This is a genomic window from Lacihabitans lacunae, assembly GCF_042649125.1.
GTDB lineage: Bacteria > Bacteroidota > Bacteroidia > Cytophagales > Spirosomataceae > Leadbetterella > Leadbetterella lacunae.
The window spans coordinates 3,684,335-3,701,369 of record NZ_JBHRYQ010000001.1 but is presented as its reverse complement, the minus strand read 5'-3'; the positions used below and the strand labels follow the sequence as shown (position 1 = coordinate 3,701,369).

Here is a 17,035-nt window from a genome sequence, read left to right as displayed (position 1 = left end):
TTTTTATTATATGACTATAAAAATCTACTTCCAGTATATTGGTATTTTGACAATTAGTGCGTTGATTTTTTCATGTAAAAAAGAAAAACTAGATGTAGTAGTTCCCATAGAAAAGGCCATTATTGTAGACACAAACTATCCCGTTGCGGACTCATTGGTAATTGATGGCTATTTCAATAAATTTTCGTTTGGCCAAGGTGAAACTGCCACCATTTTTGTAAATTCAAAAACTAAAGCTGACTCTCAATTTTTAGGCATATATAATGTAAATGGCAAAATTGTAGACGCCATAAAAATTTCCCTCTCTACTCAAAAAGTAGCCACCGTAGAGCCTTATTTGAATGGATTTGGGTACATTCCTACCGCTACATTTACAATACCCAAAAGCCTTAAAAGTGGCATCTATTTTATTGCCAACAAAATTCCTTTTTTAGTAAAAAACACGGGACCAATTCAAGGTGACTTTTTAATTGTTCACCCGAGTCACAACGACATTGCGTATAATAACAGTGGAGGAATGAGCTATTATTTGCCATCGCACCAAGTTAGAGCAAGAGTATTGTCTACGCAGCGTCCTTGGAAAATAGCAGAGAATGGTAATCCAATTCCGTTTTATCAATGGATCTTATCAAAAGGATATAAAGTAGATTTTGCATGTGACGACGAAATGCAGGACTACGAAAACATTAAAAAATATAACATGATGGTGATTGCCGGCCACAGCGAATATTGGACCCGCCCGGCCAGAGAAACCTTCGATAAGTTTATAGACAATGGCAAAAATGCTCTAATGCTAACAGGAAACACCATGTATTGGCAAACTAGATTTAGCACCGCTAAGCAGCAACTTACCTGCTACAAATACGACGCCCAAAGTGCTGACCCCACTACTGACCCACTTCTAAAAACAGATAGATGGGAAGCAGCCACTTTAAAGTATAACGAATTGAACTCCATTGGCTTAAACTTTTATACTTCGGGAGGTTATATTACAATTAGAGCCGGAGACCCGAAAGGCTTTACGGGATACAAAATCATTCAGCCAGATTTTCCTATTTTCAAAAACACAAACTTGGCCATGAATGACACCCTTATCCATAATGCAATAGAATATGATGGAGCCAAAGTGAAGTTTGTTTCTACTGCCAAGTTTGGCTCGGTACCCGTTTACGATAACTCTGCAACAAAGTTCTACAAAGTAGACATATTGGGCTGGGACTATGCAAGACCCGACTATGGTGTAATAAACAATAACTACAACATCGCATTGTTTATTATTATGAAAAAGAAGTCCACCTCAGGGCTGATATTAAACATGAGTAGTTCTAACTGGTGCAATGAGATTTTGAAGGTAAGCAGGCTCCAAACTATCACTGAAAACTCGATAGATTTTTTACTTAAAAACTATGACTACTCAATGCCAGTAATTCAATAGCTTATTTTTTAATAAACGTAATATTTAATGGCGTTTTGTTATTTTCGATAAGAACAGTAAGCTTCCATAGCATTTTATTGTCGACCAGTTTTAACTTACCCGAAAAGGCCTGATTGGTAGCATCAATAACCTGCAAAGTTGAATCTACTTCGTTTATCTTATATGTTCCAGTCAGTGGCAAGCCTAAAAAGCTGGATTTACAGTTTAAAGGTTCGATTTCAGTAAACTTTTTGTTTTGATCAAAAGTAAAAACAGCCTCTTTCAAACATGGGCTAAATGCCGTTTGCACCTCCCATAAACTATACGAGACAGGCTCATCGGTCATTGCATTTTCAATTTGCCAATTGCCCAAAATGCCCAATGCGGTTTCAGAAGGAACTTCTTCTTTTTGGCAACTAAAAAAAAGCAAAATAAGTAAGGCAAAATAAAGGCTTTTGGTGGTCATGTTTTAGGTGAATTATGTATGCTATTTGTGTTTATATCTCAATTTTGCTGCCAATTAATAAACACAACATAAAGTTAGATAAACAAAATCAAATAACGTATCACACCGCCCCAATTTACTTTAGCCCTTCAACCCTAAACCAATCAAAATCAGCATATCCGGAGTCATTAATTTGGGTGTTTCTTGTACAAAAAATGCCAACTTTAGCTCCAATCCATTTTCCTACTACAGCCGTAAATTCTGCCCCTGCATTTTGAAAAGTCTTTCCATCTAAACTATACCTGAATTGACATTTTCCACCCGCACGAACCTCCACTTGAAGATACACCGGCGAATTTTTATCGACACTTGAAATCACAGTTTCTTTTTCAGGTAAATTATCAGATGCTTTTTCACAGGTGGTGTATACCAAGTTCACACCGTCTTTCGTAGATTTTAGTCCAATGTTTGCATAGCTCATTCCCATTATTACCAAGCCCGTTTTTTCCCCTTCCAATTTGGAGTTAGGGCTAAAAGCAAGCTTAGTAGTAACCAAGAACTCCTCTCCCGGAAACTTCTGCATCAGCACGTTGGGTGTCTCCCATAGGTTTTTGGCATAGTCAGGGATTTTATCGGAGTAAAGCCTCAAAAAACCAAGATTGCTGGTGGTCAACCAAGTTCCTTTTGGATTAGCTTGCCACTGCCACTGTAAGCCTAGTTTTATGCTATTAAACTCATCAGACTCTATCGGCGTAGCTATCGGATAGGTTTTACCAACATTTGGCTTTTTATAAACTAACACGGGCTCGCCTTTGCCATCATTGTCAGCATCGGTGCCTATTACAGGCCAATTGTTTACCCATTTCATTGGCTGCAAATGTATCACACGGCCATAGGCTTCTTTGTCTTGAAAATGCAAAAACCAGTCTTCGCCTTTACCCGTGTCTACCCATGCACCTTGGTGAGGGCCGTTTATTTTGGTAGTGCCTTGGTCCATTACTACTTTACGCTCGTAAGGCCCATAGATGTTTTTAGAACGCAAAACTACCTGCCAGCCTGTAGAAACTCCTCCGGCAGGAGCGAATAAATAATAAAACCCGTTTCGTTTGTATATTTTAGGCCCTTCTATGGTTGGGTCTAGTTCATGCCCATCATACACAATCACCCCTTGATCAAGCACTTTGGTGCCTTCGGCATTCATTTCTTTTATGGTCAAAATACTCTTGATACCTGCTCTGCTTCCCGCCCAACCGTGTACTAAATAAGTTTTGCCGTCCTCGTCCCAAAGTGGGCAGGGGTCTATTAAACCTTGTCCTCCTTCAACCAAAATTGGTTCCGACCATTCGCCTTTGGGGTCTTTGGCCTTAACTACATAAATACCAAAGTCAGGGTCAGGATAATAGATATAAAACTCGCCTTTATGAAAACGAATGGCTGGAGCCCAAACCCCATTTCCGTGCTGATTTTTAGAAAAATGCTCAAAAGGAGGTTGGCGTTTTAGTGCGTGACCTATTAATGTCCAGTTTACTAGGTCTTTGGAATGTAAAACCGGAAGACCAGGAACGGCATCAAAACTAGAAGCCGTCAAATAAAAATCATCTCCTACTCTACAGGCATCGGCATCCGAATAATCTGCGTTAAGCACAGGATTTTTATACGTTCCGTTTCCCAAATCAGACACCCAAACTTTAGAAATATTCGTATTATTTTGTGCGTTGGAATTAAAAAGCACCCCAATAGATAAAAATAGTAATGCTATAAACTTATGTGACATTTTATTTTATGGTTGAATTATAAAAAGATATAGTTTTTAAAAATACGAAAAACAAAGAGGCATTCAACTCTCTTTATTTATCACAAACAAGCATAAATGTATCAAAAAAACACTCAAAACTTAGTATTATTTTCGAATAGGCATATTTTTAGAAATTAAAAGAAAATAAAAATTTGTACCTTATTTTCCTTACATCTTTAAAAGTCAGTTTTTTTATACTACTTACTTAACCTAGCCATATTGCTACACTAAATAGATAAATCAACTTTAATCGTTGAAAGAATTACCTTTAACTAAAGAGTTGAAATCATGCCATTTTGGGATGGATTTAAACTCTACAATTCTAATGAAAAACAATCTTCCTAAAAATATTTTCTATTCCAGCATTAAAATTTTTCCAACCTTTATTAGAAAATTTTATTCTAATTAGAACGAAAAACCTTGTACGCAGAATTATACTAAAACGTTTTTTATCGTAGATGAAAAGTACAATTTTGCATGTAAAAAATATTTTTTTATAGATATTAAGCCAAATTTAAGTTCAAAGAAATACATTTGTTAGTTACATAAAAATGAAAAACAAAAAGCAGGAAATGAAAGTCGGTTTTGATGCAAAAAGAGCTTTTCAAAACAACACGGGCCTTGGCAATTACAGCAGGTATCTAATTGATATTCTGACTACCTATGTGCCTGATTTTCAATATTATTTGTTTGCACCAAAAGAAACCGAAAAATATAAAGCCGATTCTCAAAACTTTATAATCACGCCGAAAGATAAGAGCCTCCGGTTTTTATGGAGAAGTTGGGGTATCAAAAAAGATTTTGAAGAAAAACAGATACATATTTTTCATGGGCTTTCAAACGAAATACCTTTTGGCCTAAAAAACACGAATGTCAGCACAGTAGTAACCATTCATGATTTAATTTTTTTACGATTCCCAAATTGGTATAAACCCTTAGATAGGCTGATTTATAATTTCAAGTTTAAGTATGCTGCCAAAAACGCAGACAGGATAATTGCCATAAGCGAAAAAACCAAAAGTGACCTAGTTGAATTTTATGACATTTCACCTGAGAAAATCAGTGTCATTTATCAAAACTGCCACCCAAGGTTTGGTTTAAAATCAGAGCTAAAATACGATGTGGTTGAAAGATATAAACTAAAGAAAAAGTACATCATCTGTGTTGGAACTATTGAGCCTCGAAAAAACCAAATAAACCTTGCCAAAGCATTTGATGCACTCAAAACAGACGACGTGGATTTGGTAATTGTAGGAAGAGGAAAAGAATACAAAACTGAATTAGAGAACTACATAAAAGACAAGCAAAACATACATATTCTCGGAAATGTGGACAATGATGAGCTAGTGGCATTATATCAAAATGCTCAGTTTGCGGTTTACATCTCAATTTTTGAAGGATTTGGAATACCGGTCTTAGAGGCACTTAGAGCAGGAGTGCCAGTTTTGGCAGCCACAGGTTCTTGCCTAGAAGAAGCCGGAGGAGATGCTGCACTTTATGTAAACCCTGAGGATATTTCTGCCATAACAGAACAACTCAAATTATTATTAGAAGATAAAACATTACACCAAACATTAAAAAATAACGCCCCCAAACATTTAGAAAAATTTGATGATAAAAAGATAGCAGAACAAATACATAAACTATATAGTACACTATAATTATTACCCCCTATGTCATTAGAAATGGCCGTTAAAGAAACCCCTATGAATGAGTTGCCTATAATGGCACCTAACGAGGGTATTGTTTTGTTTTATCCCAACATTCCCAAAAACGCTGCAACTGCAGTGGCGGAAGTGTTAAATACACGATGGATTGGCCAAGGCCCCAAAGTGGAAGAGTTTGAAAGGCAGTTTGAAGAAAAGTTTAGTAATCCATGCAAAGCACTGGCTGTTGGCTCTGGTACCGATGCACTTCACCTTGCATATATTTTAGCAGGTCTAGAAGAGGGAGACGAAGTTATAGCTCCAGTTTTTACGTGTACGGCCACCAATATCCCGTTCTTGTACATGGGCGTCAAAATCGTATTTGCCGATGTAGACGACAACCTAAACATAAACGTAGAACACGTAAGAAGTTTAATCACATCTAAAACAAAAGCTATCGTTTGTGTGCACTATGGCGGTTTGCCTTGCGACATGCAAGAGCTTTGGGACCTAGGCAAAGAGCACGATATTAAAATCATAGAAGATGCCGCTCACGCACTAGGAGCCACGTATAAAGGCCAAATAATTAGTAGCCAAAGTGACTTCACAATGTTTTCTTTCCAAGCCATAAAACACCTAACCACAGGTGATGGCGGCATGTTGGTAATCAAAGACCCTGAACTTGTAGAAAAAGGCAAAAGAATTAGATGGTTTGGTATAGATCGCAGCAGCAAACAAAAGGGAATTTGGGAAAATGATATAACCGAAATTGGGTACAAATACCAAATGACAGACATTGCAGCCAGTATCGGTTTGGCCGGAATATCAGAATTTGACGACCATTTGGCTCATAGACAAAATATTTATAAACTATACGTAAAATGCCTTGAAGGCGTAGAAGGTATTAGAGTTATAGGAAAAGAATATCACGACCGCGAGCATGCGGCTTGGCTGCTAACAGCCGAAGTAGACCGCAGAGAAGACCTAATGCTTCACCTGAGAAAAAATGGTATTGAGTCAGGTCAGGTACACTACAGAAACGACAGATACACTATTTTTGGTGGTCGAGAAGTGGGCAAATTCCCAAAAATGGATTACATAGAAGAACGTTATATCGTGCTTCCGCTTCATGCTAAAGTAACCGAGGAGCATGTAAGGTACATTGCAGACATTATCAAAAAAGGCTGGTAAGGAATGATCTACGATTGTCAAAAAAAAGAAATTTCTTTTGAGCCTGTTTTTACTATTTTGATTCCGAGTTGGAACAACTTGGACTACCTTAAATTTGTAGTTCAGAGTATTTACAAAAACAGCGTGCACAAGCACCAGATTATTGTACATATAAATGAAGGCAAAGACGGTAGCTTAGAATGGATAAAAGAACAAAAAGAGATTAGTTATTCGTATAGTTCTGAAAACTGTGGCGTGTGCTATGGCTTTAACCTAGCCAGTCACATGGCTGATAGCCCCTATTTGGTTTTTATAGATGACGACCTCTACTTATGCCCAGACTGGGACGAGCTACTTTTGGCTGAAATCAAAAAAATGCCGGACGAAAAATGGTGCATAAGTAGCACCATGATAGAGCCAACAGACAAGGGCATATCGTGTATTATTCCGAACAAAAACTTCGGTTTTCACCCATCTGAGTTTGACGAGGAGCTTTTTCTTTCTGAATATAAAAGCTACCCGAAAGAAGACTGGAACGGCAGCCAATGGTACCCGATGGTATTGCCAACTATGGTTTACAGAGCTGTGGGTGGCCTTAGTCCTGAGTTTTCGCCGGGCATGTACTCGGACCCAGACTTTATGATTAAACTGTGGCACTATGGTATCAGGTACTACAAAGGCGTAAGTGCCAGCCGAGCGTATCATTTTGGAAGCAGAAGCACCGGCCGTGTAAAAAGAAATGATGGCAGAAGCGAGTTTATATTAAAGTGGGGCCTAAGCAGCAATACTTTTTTTAATAATTATTTAAAAATAGGTACAGAGTTCTTGGGGTATTTGCCTGACCCAGAAGAAACGAACTTCCTAAAGTTTAAAAAATGGATTGACCGCTGGAAAGTAAAATTCAAAACACGCCCGGTTAAGTTTTGGAAAGAATAAAGCATAAAAATAAAAGCCAAACACTCAATCTGAATGTTTGGCTTTATCTATAGAAACAAAATCTGCTTATTTCACAATCGTGATAGTACCCTGCATAAGCGTGTAATGTCCAGGAAATGTACACACAAAAGTGTATTTGCCTGGTTTCTCTGGTGCAGTGAAATAGATGGTCTCGGAGCTTTCTGGCTGTAAAATCCATGTATGGAAGAGCACCTCGTTTAAATCCGGCACATAGGCATTTTTCTCTGCCTCAAGACCCATATCAAACGCTTTCATACCCACCTTTTCTACTGTGCCAGGCTTTACGATAAGCATATTATGCAGCATATCGTCGTTGTTATTAAAGGTTAATTTCACCTTTGAACCCGCCTTTACTTGAATGTTTGAGACATTAAACTTCAAGCCAGGCTTAGTACCTATCGAAATCGTCTGGTCTGCCTTGCCATTCCACTCTTCTGGCATTGTGTTTTGTCTTTTTACACTTGGTTTGGCTGGTGCCATATCACCCGAGCCCATTTTCATGCCTGCGTGCATGCTGTGGTCTACCGCTTTTACCTCAGCTACTTTATATTTTTCTGCGTCTATTGTGGCTGGAGCTTTATTGATTCTGTTTAAGGTATAATATCCAAAATCATGTAGCAGATTTTCGCCTTCGGTGTTTTTTACTCCTGGCAAACGTATTTCATAAATTTCTCCTAAAATCAAAGAATCCAAAACGATTCTTGCCGACAATTTATCGTCAGAAACTTTCACTGCCTTGAGCACTCTTTTTTGTAAATTAATAACCGGACTACCATAAATATGGTGGTATTTGTAATTAAAACTATTCAACACATAGCTTTCGGGATCTTGTAAGGTTTTTGGGTCAACTTCTTTCGTAAAGTTTAATTCAAAACCATCAGGCATTGACTTTATTTCTTTTATTTCGAAAGGTGTTTCGCCTGTCCAAACCAATCGCTGTAAGCCAAAATTGTCTTTTCCTGTAGATGACCATCCGCGGCTTGTCATACCCACAAACATAGACTGGTCAAGTCCCCAACGTAAACGCAAAATACCCGACTGGAAACCTTCTCTAAACGCATAACACGCTCCTTGATATACGCCGTCAATTTTCTCTAAAGTCATTCGCATGATTTTGCTATGCCCCTGGTCACCCACAAAACATTGATTTTCGAAAGGCCCGAAGTTAGTATTGTTGGCGTTTTCTAAAATATCAGAAGTTGAGATTCCCATTAAAGTATGCGGAAACCAAACCGCTGGCACTTTTAGGTCTGGCATACTTTTAGCCACTTTATACATCGGCTCACCTGAATCTATCACATCTTCCACCTTTAGTTTTAGCGGCGAACCTGGCTCTCCTGTCCATGCCAAACCGGCTACATTCCCCGCAAAATCTCCTTTTTCTAAATGCGTAACTCTGCCCGAACCTACCCAGTCACCTTGGTTTTCTCCGTAAAAAATATCCCCATTTCTTAATGCCACAAAACCAGCTGGCGACCTAAGTCCTGTAGCCCAAGGCGTCATTTTGCCATCTGGCGAAATCTTTAGCATCCAGCCTCTCCACTTGGTTAAGCTACCTCCTTTACCTATCCAGTCTACATTTAAGGTAAAAATCATGTCGCCATCTGGCAACTGAACCGGCCCATACGAATATTGGTGGTAATTACCCGACAGGGGAAACTTATAAAATGCCTGATATTTATCCGCTACGCCATCTTTATCCTCGTCCGTAATGATGGTTACTTCGCCCCTTTGGGTAGCCCACAGTTTATTGTCGATATATGCCAAACCCAAAGGTTCATGCAAACCCGAAGCAAAACGCTTAAATGTTGGCAATGAGCCATTATACATATATGGGTTTGAGATCATCCAGACATCACCCTTTCTGGTGCTGACGGCCACTTTTCCGTCTGGCATAACGGCCACGCCGCCTACCTCAAGGTCAATGCCTGCCGGTACAGGCACAGTAACTATTTTATAATAATTTTCTTCTGTCTTTAGTTTATTTTGCCCAAAAGCAAAAACCACGCTACACAAAACACAGATGGATATATTTAAGATTTTCATTGTTTTCAATATTATTTCAAAAAGCTTTTTGTTTAAAATATTTACCAGATCAAATTGTAGGATACAATTCCTTGAGCAGGCACAGTTAACACAAATTCATTCTTGATTTGAATTACCTCTGCTTTCGCTTTTGCATTTATTTGAATATAGTAATCGCCAATTTTATAGACACCATTTTCTACTTTTAGTATTTCTGCCCCTCGAGCCAGTACAAGTTTCGCTTTGCTCGAATTCTCAAAGCTTAATTTTATTCCGAAACCTTCGCCAATTGGCAATATTTGTTGGTTAAAACTAGCTTTTTCTGGAGTAGTATAAGTAAAAGTAGGCGAATTGTCTTTGTCCATCTGTTGGCTTTCATAGTTAATTATCACAGGCTCATTTTTTTGATCTAAAAGAATGTCTTTGCCAGACAGGTTCACAAACATGCCGTTTGCCTTGAAGGTCTGAGGCTCCCCCTTTCGTGCCACATTTCTGACATATCCGTAAAGTTTCCTTTCCAAACTGTCATCAAAGAACCTTTTTCTATGTCTATTGCATAATTGTATTTTGAAGTAAATCCTGTGGCAAGTGCCGTGGTGTTTTTTACGCCATTGTGCATATAAAACCCTCTAATCACTTCTGTTTTTAGACTTGGGTCAAATTTTATGTTGCCGTAGTTTTTTATTTCGGGTAAAGAGGTCAACTCGTTTAAAGCATATTGCTTTGCACCATTGCCAGAAACCGACATACCAAGAGCGGGCTTCATCCAGGCTTTAAGAAATTCCAAGTGAAAGCTATGCTTACCTTTAGAAAGCTCTAGTTTTTTGGTGAAAATATTCCGATTGTAAAAGTCATTTGTAAATTCAAAAATTGGCTTCTCGTCAATCATTACCATGAATTTGCCCGAAATATCAAAAGTGAAATTATAGACGCCCGCTTTGTCTACATTGAGTGTGCCGTCGTATTTGGCAATAAAATTCTTCTTCGAAACGCCTTGGCCAATATCATAATTCAGTCCAACTAAATCGGCCTTAGCCATAGAGCTAAAACCTTCTGTAGAAACCTTGTCCCAGTTAAACTCTTCCCAAACTTCCCCTTTTAAGCCCGTAAGCGTAATTGGCTTTATGTCAGTCTGTTCTAATATTTTCAGATTTTTTAGGGCAAACATTCCTTTTGAAACCTCAAACATCAAATGGTTATTGGATAAGTCTTGAACTGGAAGAATCACATGTTGTAAAACAATGAGGTTATTAACTTTTATAAAATTTACCAAAACAAACCCCGGCAAGTTTTTAGCCTTATCTACACTTATTTCTACCGTTTGCCAAAGCCCCGTGGCTCTTGCGGCGTTTACTTCGGGCTTATTTACCCCTGAGCTACTAACAATTGTACCGAATTCATTTTTACTTAGCAAAAGCTTATTTTCCTTAGTTAAAGCCAAAGAAACTTGACTTTGGTTTTCTATTTTACAATTAAAAGAAAGCAGGTAGCTTTGGTTTACATTCGGAAACACCAACTGTGCACTCCCTTCTGCCAAAAGACCCCCTTTGCCATTTATTACCCCTACTTTATTAGAAATTGGAGCTATTGTTAAGTCTGAAATCTCTTTCCAAGAGCCGTTTTTCCATGCAGATAAATCAACAGGATTTTCGTCGTCAAGTAAGCTTTGTGAAAAAGAGGCATGAAAGATGATAGAAAACAGAAATGCATAAAAAACGAATTGTTTTTTCATAGCGATTTTTTGATAGGTTGAATTTAAAACTCGAAGTTATTAAAAATAATAGCAGCAATTTATTAATGCCTAAAAATGTATGCACAAATGCCAAAAAAATACAAGTGAATTATTTGGCTTTAAAACTTAAAATCACAGCCATTATTCGATTTTTAAACTAAAAAAGAAAGCGTTAACATCAGCTTAACATAAGAGTTTGTAACCCTCGACCCCATTGCTGCATCTAAAAGACAAACAAAATACATTTAATAAAAATGAAAAATACATCTCTTGCCTTTTTGCTAATATTATCTTCCCTTGGAGCTTTTGCCCAAAAAAGTGTAGGTTTCAGAGGAAGTTTTACGGCTTCCACGCTTACCAAGTTTGCTTTAATAGAAAACATCACACCTGACTTTAAACTGCGTCCGGCAGCTAGTGGGGCCATATTTTTGGAGCTACCAATTACCCAAAACTTCTCTATTCAGCCTGAATTAGAATATAGCATGAAGGGTTTTAGCATCAGAGAGGGAATTAATAAGAATGGCGAATTTTTAGGCGTAAATATTCCAATAAACGCCAAGTTGACTTTCAAAACTGATTATATTCAAGCACCTATTTTAGCAAAATTTAAATTTGGAGAACCCGACCAAACCAACTTTTATGTGGCCGTTGGCCCAGCGGTAGGTGTTTTGGTAAATTCAGGTTTACGAATCAACGTTTTTAATATTTTTCCAGTAAACACAAACCTAAGCAAAGACTTCTTTAAGCCAGTAGAATTTAGCGGTGTGGCTGCAATGGGTATTGAGCAACCTTTTACACCTAAACTTGCGTTTTTTGTAGAAGGGCGTTACCAACATGGTTTTTCTAGGATACTTGACACTCCAATAGTAAGACTTCCTGTAAGAAGCCGCACAGTGAATGCATCAATGGGCTTTAAAGTAAAAATATAAACAATTATTTTAATATTATTTGGGGCAAAAAGTTTCGGCTTTTTGCCCTTTTTTTATGCCTTAACTTTGCTGTCTTTTTTTAAGAAAACTAAGGTTCAAGAAATTTAAAAACTAAAGTCGTTTTGAATTATATTTGAGGCATGAAATACTCCAAAAAAGACCTAGAATCTGTTTCGCATTCAAGACTAAACGGTCTTAAGTATATTATCAATTACCTAGATACCAACGAAGTGAAAGGCTTGAAAGTAGCTGACTTGTCTGCTGGCTCAGGTTTTGTGGCTAGTTTGTGGCAAAAAGCCGGAGCACAAGTACATGCTTATGATAAATATCCGGAGGTTTTTACCTGTACTACTATGACATGTACCGCTATGGATTTGAATCTTGATTTACCGATTGAAAGCCATACATACGACTATGTAATTTTGATGGAAACTATCGAGCATATTCCGGATCAACTGCACCTTTTTGCCGAAATTTCTAGAATACTAAAACCACAAGGAAAGTTTATTTTAACCAAACCTAACAACAGTAATTTCGCGGGAAGAATAGCCAACCTTTGGACAGAAGGCGAGCGAAGCAACATGTATTTGCCTAACGAAAAAACCATAGTTTCTTATGACAACGGCAAAACCTATTTGGGGAGGTTCTTTTTACTGGGAGCACAAAAACTACGATCGTTGACGGCCATGTCTGGTCTAAACTTAATCGAAATTGGGGCCAATCAAATTAGCAATTCATCTGTAATATTTGGAAGTTTACTGTTTCCATACTTAAAACTGAGAAGCTTCCTTACCATGAAAAAACTAATGAAACACAATGACGAAGACCCGCAAACCCTTAAGGCTCAACACCAACTAAACTCAAACACAACCATACTGTTTCACAAACACTTATGCGTTGTTTTTCAAAAAACCAATTAAGCACTTTTTAGCAAAAGAAAAAGAGAGCCTTAAGGCTAAAACGCACAATAAAGAAATGCTTTTCTTACTAAAAAGAAAATTATTTCAGACTACACCGCAAGTTTTTTTTACTATCTGACTCTAACAAATCAAATCACGAAAAGTCCTCGAGGATTTTAGATTGATACATAATATTTCATTTCAAATTTTAATAAAATGCTAAAAAATAGTTTAAAAATCGCAGCTGCAATCTGTTTGTCTGTCATTGCATTCGCATGTACATCGACCAAAACAATAGCCCAAAACCAAGAACCATCGCATCAAAAAAGAGAAGGTAAACCTCCACAGGGCGAAAAACCAAAATTTGCGGACTTATTGACCAAAATGGACAAAGACAAAAATGGTAAACTAAGTAAGTCAGAAATAGAAGGCCCATTGAAAAATGACTTCGAAAAAATAGACGCAAACAAAGACGGTTTCATTACCGAAGCGGAATTAAAAAAAGCGGGCCCTCCAAATCCACCTAGAGGTAACTAAATGAAATAATTAGTGCATTTTCTTATATATCGAAAGAGTTAGCGAAATTTTAAAAGTGTAAATAAAAAAAGGCGGTCCCTATTTTGATTAAAATTCTTTTTTGGGCTGAATACCTAATTCTTTCGATATTGTGGCAAAAATACTATTGTAATGCTATCTGAAGCCCTAAAACAATCTCTTCATTTTTTTGGACCATTCTACCTCTACCTTGGTTTTGGAGCAGTTGTTTTTATGCTTACCCTGCTCATTTTGCCAATTTCTAAAAACACCATTGGAGACCAAAAGCCAGATTCTTCTTGGTTTTCGCGGGTGGCTATGCTGTTTAGCACTGGCATGGGCCCTAGCTTATTGCTTAGAGCTGTACAAGAACCGGGTTACTATTTCATTCATCCTCACAAAACCAGTATCTATTCCCCCGAAATCTTGTCTTTTGCCTATACATTTTTTCATTGGGGACTAACGCCTTGGGCTTTTTATGGACTTTTTGGTTTAATTATCGCTTGGAAAAAAACGGATTCCGACTTCTCTATTTCATCCTATTTTGATAAATACAACTTTCCCAAATATCTCAAAACCGGTATTGACACAACCGTAATCGCCTGCACAGTAGTAGGTATCGTAGCATCTTTGGGCCTTGGTAGTAGACAAATATCGGGAGGTCTCGCATTTCTGAACGGAAATAAAACTATTGGTTTAACGTATTCAATAGGTATCCTTTTGGCATTAATCAGTGTAGGAACCTTATCTGCCATGTCGGGGCTGCGAAAAAGCATTAAAAACCTATCGAACTTCAATATTGGCCTGATGTTATTTTTCATGGTATTTGTCCTGATTCAATCTCCGATTTTGGAAGTAATCGTAAATCTATTTTCTGGCTTAAAACTATACCTGACAGATTTTGTCTCGATGAGTCTTAACTTAGGAAAACCAAAAATTCCAGAAACTTTTTTATTAGACTGGACCTACTTTTATTGGGCATTTTGGTTGGCTTGGGTGCCATTTACGGGTATTTTTATTGCTCGTATCTCCCAAGGGCGGAGCATAAGACAATATATTTTGGGTACTTTATTTATTCCGGCCATTGGCACCTTTTTTTGGTTTACTGCTTTTGGCAACTTACTTTTTTCAGAGCACCATTTGCATTTGCTCACCTCTGCTTACTACGATTCCATTTATACGTCCATCTTTCGTTTTCTAAACGAACTGCCTTTGGGCAAGATACTCAGCCCACTTTCATTGGTATTGGCAATTACATTTTTAGTAACATCCATAGACTCCGGCATATTTGTATTGAGCATGTTTTCCAACAAAAACTCAGAGCCAAATCACCGTCATCGCTTATTTTGGGGTATTTTTCTCGGTATTTTAACCACCATACTTTTGGTTATTGGGGGCGAAACACTCTTACAATATGTAAGTCAATTGTTGATATTGTTTGCTATACCTTTTAGTATATTATACTTCATTATGATTTTCCTATTTATAAAAGACTTATTTAAAAAAAAGTTACTGTCAAACGGGTAAAAAAATAGAAAATAAATCATTACATCGCCCTGCATTGTTTGAGCACTGTTAAAATTCTTTTGGGAAGTATATTTTTATTAGAACATTGACAATAAGAATTTTAATTGTGCGAGTTTGCAGGACGGTCGGCCGCTGCCGTGCAGTTTTTTTTGCTCCGTTTTTTTTCGAAAAAAAATGGAGGCCCCGCTGGCAGGCGACACAGTTAATGAAATGGGGTGTTTTTCAAAATGGTTAAAAAATGGCTTCAATGCTAGGTTTAAACTATGTTTTCTTTAAAAATAAAAATTAACCGTTTGACAGTAAAAAAAAGTAAAGTCGTATTAAATATCAAGCTTATTTTCTAGGTTACTACAAAGTTGTTTATGATAAGTTTACATTTCTTTTGTATAAATATTCATTAGAAATGTGCAATTTTGGAGCACAAAACTTCATCACAAATAAAATGGAAATAATATCAGTTTTTGATATGTTCAAAATTGGCATTGGACCGTCAAGCTCGCACACATTAGGCCCATGGAAAGCCGCCAATAGATTCTTATTAGAAAACCCAGGCAATATCTCTAAAATATCCGTTGAGCTGTATGGCTCGCTTTCACTAACCGGCAAAGGCCACGCCACAGACATAGCCATTGTAATGGGACTTTTAAGCCAAATTCCCGAAGAAATATTCCCCGAAACTATCCCTAGATTATTAGAAGAAGTAAAAACTTCTAAAAGATTAAATCTAAGAGGAGAGTCAAGTATTCCATTCTCATTCGAAAAAGACATCAAATTCTGCAAAAAAGCACTCCCGTTTCACTCCAACGGTTTACGATTTATTGCTCAAATAGATGAAAAAGAAGTTATTGAAACTTTTTACTCTATCGGAGGGGGATTTGTAATAAAAGAAAACGAAAATATACGTGACGCTCAGTCAAAATCCATCCCTTATCCCATACAAAACGGGGCGGAACTGTTGGCACACTGCGAAAAAACTGGCCTAAGTATTTCAGAATTAGTACTTCAAAACGAGCTCGCTTTACATACCGAAGAATACATTGACACCCAAATAAAAAAGATATGGGAGGTTATGGAAAGTTGTGTTTTCATTGGCTGCACCACTTCAGGTATTTTGCCGGGAGGCTTAAATGTAAAACGACGAGCTGCTGATTTTTACAAAAACTTAGAAGGTCCTGAAATTGTAAAAAACAAGAAAGAATGGCTAAAAAAACTTAGAAAAACCAAAGTGAAATTCAGGCAAATATTAAAATGGGTGAGTTGTTTCGCTATTGGGGTAAATGAAGTCAATGCCTCGCTTGGAAAAGTAGTTACAGCCCCTACAAATGGCAGTTCGGGCGTAATTCCGGCCGTCATCATGTATTACCTCATGATAGAAGACCACAAAGCTGGCCTTCCCGAAATCAAAAGATTCTTACTAGTAGCTGGCGAAATTGGAAGTATTTTTAAAAAAGGGGCAACTATATCTGCCGCCATGGGAGGTTGCCAAGCCGAAATCGGCGTTTCATCTGCTATGGCGGCAGCAGCACTCTGCGAGCTTCTTGGCGGAAGTCCTGAGCAAGTATTAGTAGCCGCAGAAATAGCCATGGAACACCACCTCGGTATGACCTGCGACCCAATAATGGGTTTGGTTCAAATACCCTGCATCGAAAGAAACTCAATGGGAGCTATGAAGGCCATAACCGCAGCAGAACTCGCACTAGGTACCGACCCGAAAGCCGCAAAAGTACCGCTAGACAAAGTTGTATCAACCATGTGGCAAACCGCTAAAGACATGAAAACAAAATATAAAGAAACCTCGAAAGGTGGCTTAGCTTTAGGGGTAAATGCAATCGGATGTTAATTTTTTAGTTTAAATCAACATGAATTAGCCTTTTATTGGTCCTAATATTTAAAATTCTGACCTGGATATGACCGTAATATAAAACCTTCGGACTTTAGAAGGACAAATAATTGGATTACATA

At 37.7% G+C, this 17,035-nt stretch carries 14 protein-coding genes; 9 read left to right on the top strand and 5 right to left on the bottom strand.

All coding sequences use genetic code 11. The features are described 5' to 3' along the window. Positions 1 to 10: 10 nt before the first annotated feature. Positions 11 to 1,435, top strand: a complete 1,425-nt coding sequence (locus ACFOOI_RS15995; RefSeq protein ID WP_379839029.1) for a N,N-dimethylformamidase beta subunit family domain-containing protein — start codon at positions 11 to 13, stop codon at positions 1,433 to 1,435. 1 nt (position 1,436) lies between these two features. Here the strand turns inward: ACFOOI_RS15995 and ACFOOI_RS15990 are convergent, their stop codons facing one another. Beyond that, positions 1,437 to 1,880: a lipocalin family protein gene (locus tag ACFOOI_RS15990; RefSeq protein WP_379839028.1), complete on the bottom strand. Its 444-nt coding sequence runs from the start codon at positions 1,878 to 1,880 to the stop codon at positions 1,437 to 1,439. A gap of 115 nt (positions 1,881 to 1,995) precedes the next feature. Then, positions 1,996 to 3,633 carry a glycoside hydrolase family 43 protein gene (locus ACFOOI_RS15985; protein ID WP_379839027.1) on the bottom strand — a complete coding sequence of 546 codons (1,638 nt, stop codon included), beginning with the start codon at positions 3,631 to 3,633 and terminating at the stop codon, positions 1,996 to 1,998. 572 nt (positions 3,634 to 4,205) lie between these two features. Between ACFOOI_RS15985 and ACFOOI_RS15980 the strand changes: the two genes are divergently transcribed. The 3 genes from ACFOOI_RS15980 to ACFOOI_RS15970 are packed head-to-tail and all read left to right on the top strand — an operon-like array spanning position 4,206 to position 7,406. Then, positions 4,206 to 5,315 (top strand): glycosyltransferase family 4 protein, encoded by a 1,110-nt coding sequence (locus ACFOOI_RS15980; protein ID WP_379839026.1) that lies wholly within the window; start codon positions 4,206 to 4,208, stop codon positions 5,313 to 5,315. A 12-nt stretch (positions 5,316 to 5,327) separates the two neighbouring features. Further along, positions 5,328 to 6,491 (top strand): DegT/DnrJ/EryC1/StrS family aminotransferase, encoded by a 1,164-nt coding sequence (locus tag ACFOOI_RS15975; protein WP_379839025.1) that lies wholly within the window; start codon positions 5,328 to 5,330, stop codon positions 6,489 to 6,491. A gap of 3 nt (positions 6,492 to 6,494) precedes the next feature. After that, a complete protein-coding gene (locus ACFOOI_RS15970; RefSeq protein WP_379839024.1) occupies positions 6,495 to 7,406 on the top strand; it encodes a glycosyltransferase family 2 protein in 912 nt (303 codons plus the stop codon). A 66-nt stretch (positions 7,407 to 7,472) separates the two neighbouring features. Here the strand turns inward: ACFOOI_RS15970 and ACFOOI_RS15965 are convergent, their stop codons facing one another. From ACFOOI_RS15965 to ACFOOI_RS15955, 3 genes are read right to left on the bottom strand one after another with little or no spacing between them, the layout of a single operon-like run. Beyond that, a complete protein-coding gene (locus ACFOOI_RS15965) occupies positions 7,473 to 9,473 on the bottom strand; it encodes a plastocyanin/azurin family copper-binding protein (RefSeq protein WP_379839023.1) in 2,001 nt (666 codons plus the stop codon). A gap of 41 nt (positions 9,474 to 9,514) precedes the next feature. Then, a complete protein-coding gene (locus ACFOOI_RS15960) occupies positions 9,515 to 9,940 on the bottom strand; it encodes a hypothetical protein (RefSeq protein WP_379839022.1) in 426 nt (141 codons plus the stop codon). Next, entirely contained in the window at positions 9,889 to 11,184 is a 1,296-nt protein-coding gene (locus tag ACFOOI_RS15955; RefSeq protein ID WP_379839021.1) for a hypothetical protein, read from the bottom strand. Before ACFOOI_RS15955 ends, ACFOOI_RS15960 begins: the two co-directional genes overlap by 52 nt. Positions 11,185 to 11,438: 254 nt before the next feature. Between ACFOOI_RS15955 and ACFOOI_RS15950 the strand changes: the two genes are divergently transcribed. The 5 genes from ACFOOI_RS15950 (at position 11,439) to ACFOOI_RS15930 (ending at position 16,913) form a co-directional block, all read left to right on the top strand. Then, a complete protein-coding gene (locus tag ACFOOI_RS15950) occupies positions 11,439 to 12,113 on the top strand; it encodes a porin family protein (RefSeq protein ID WP_379839020.1) in 675 nt (224 codons plus the stop codon). A 140-nt stretch (positions 12,114 to 12,253) separates the two neighbouring features. Further along, positions 12,254 to 13,033 carry a class I SAM-dependent methyltransferase gene (locus ACFOOI_RS15945; protein WP_379839019.1) on the top strand — a complete coding sequence of 260 codons (780 nt, stop codon included), beginning with the start codon at positions 12,254 to 12,256 and terminating at the stop codon, positions 13,031 to 13,033. Between the two features lie 195 nt (positions 13,034 to 13,228). Continuing rightward, positions 13,229 to 13,549 (top strand): hypothetical protein, encoded by a 321-nt coding sequence (locus ACFOOI_RS15940; protein WP_379839018.1) that lies wholly within the window; start codon positions 13,229 to 13,231, stop codon positions 13,547 to 13,549. A 150-nt stretch (positions 13,550 to 13,699) separates the two neighbouring features. Then, the gene (locus ACFOOI_RS15935; RefSeq protein WP_379839017.1) at positions 13,700 to 15,073 is read left to right on the top strand and encodes a BCCT family transporter; all 1,374 of its coding nucleotides are present in this window, start codon (positions 13,700 to 13,702) and stop codon (positions 15,071 to 15,073) included. Positions 15,074 to 15,515: 442 nt separating this feature from the next. After that, entirely contained in the window at positions 15,516 to 16,913 is a 1,398-nt protein-coding gene (locus tag ACFOOI_RS15930) for an L-serine ammonia-lyase (protein ID WP_379839016.1), read from the top strand. Positions 16,914 to 17,035: the final 122 nt, after the last annotated feature.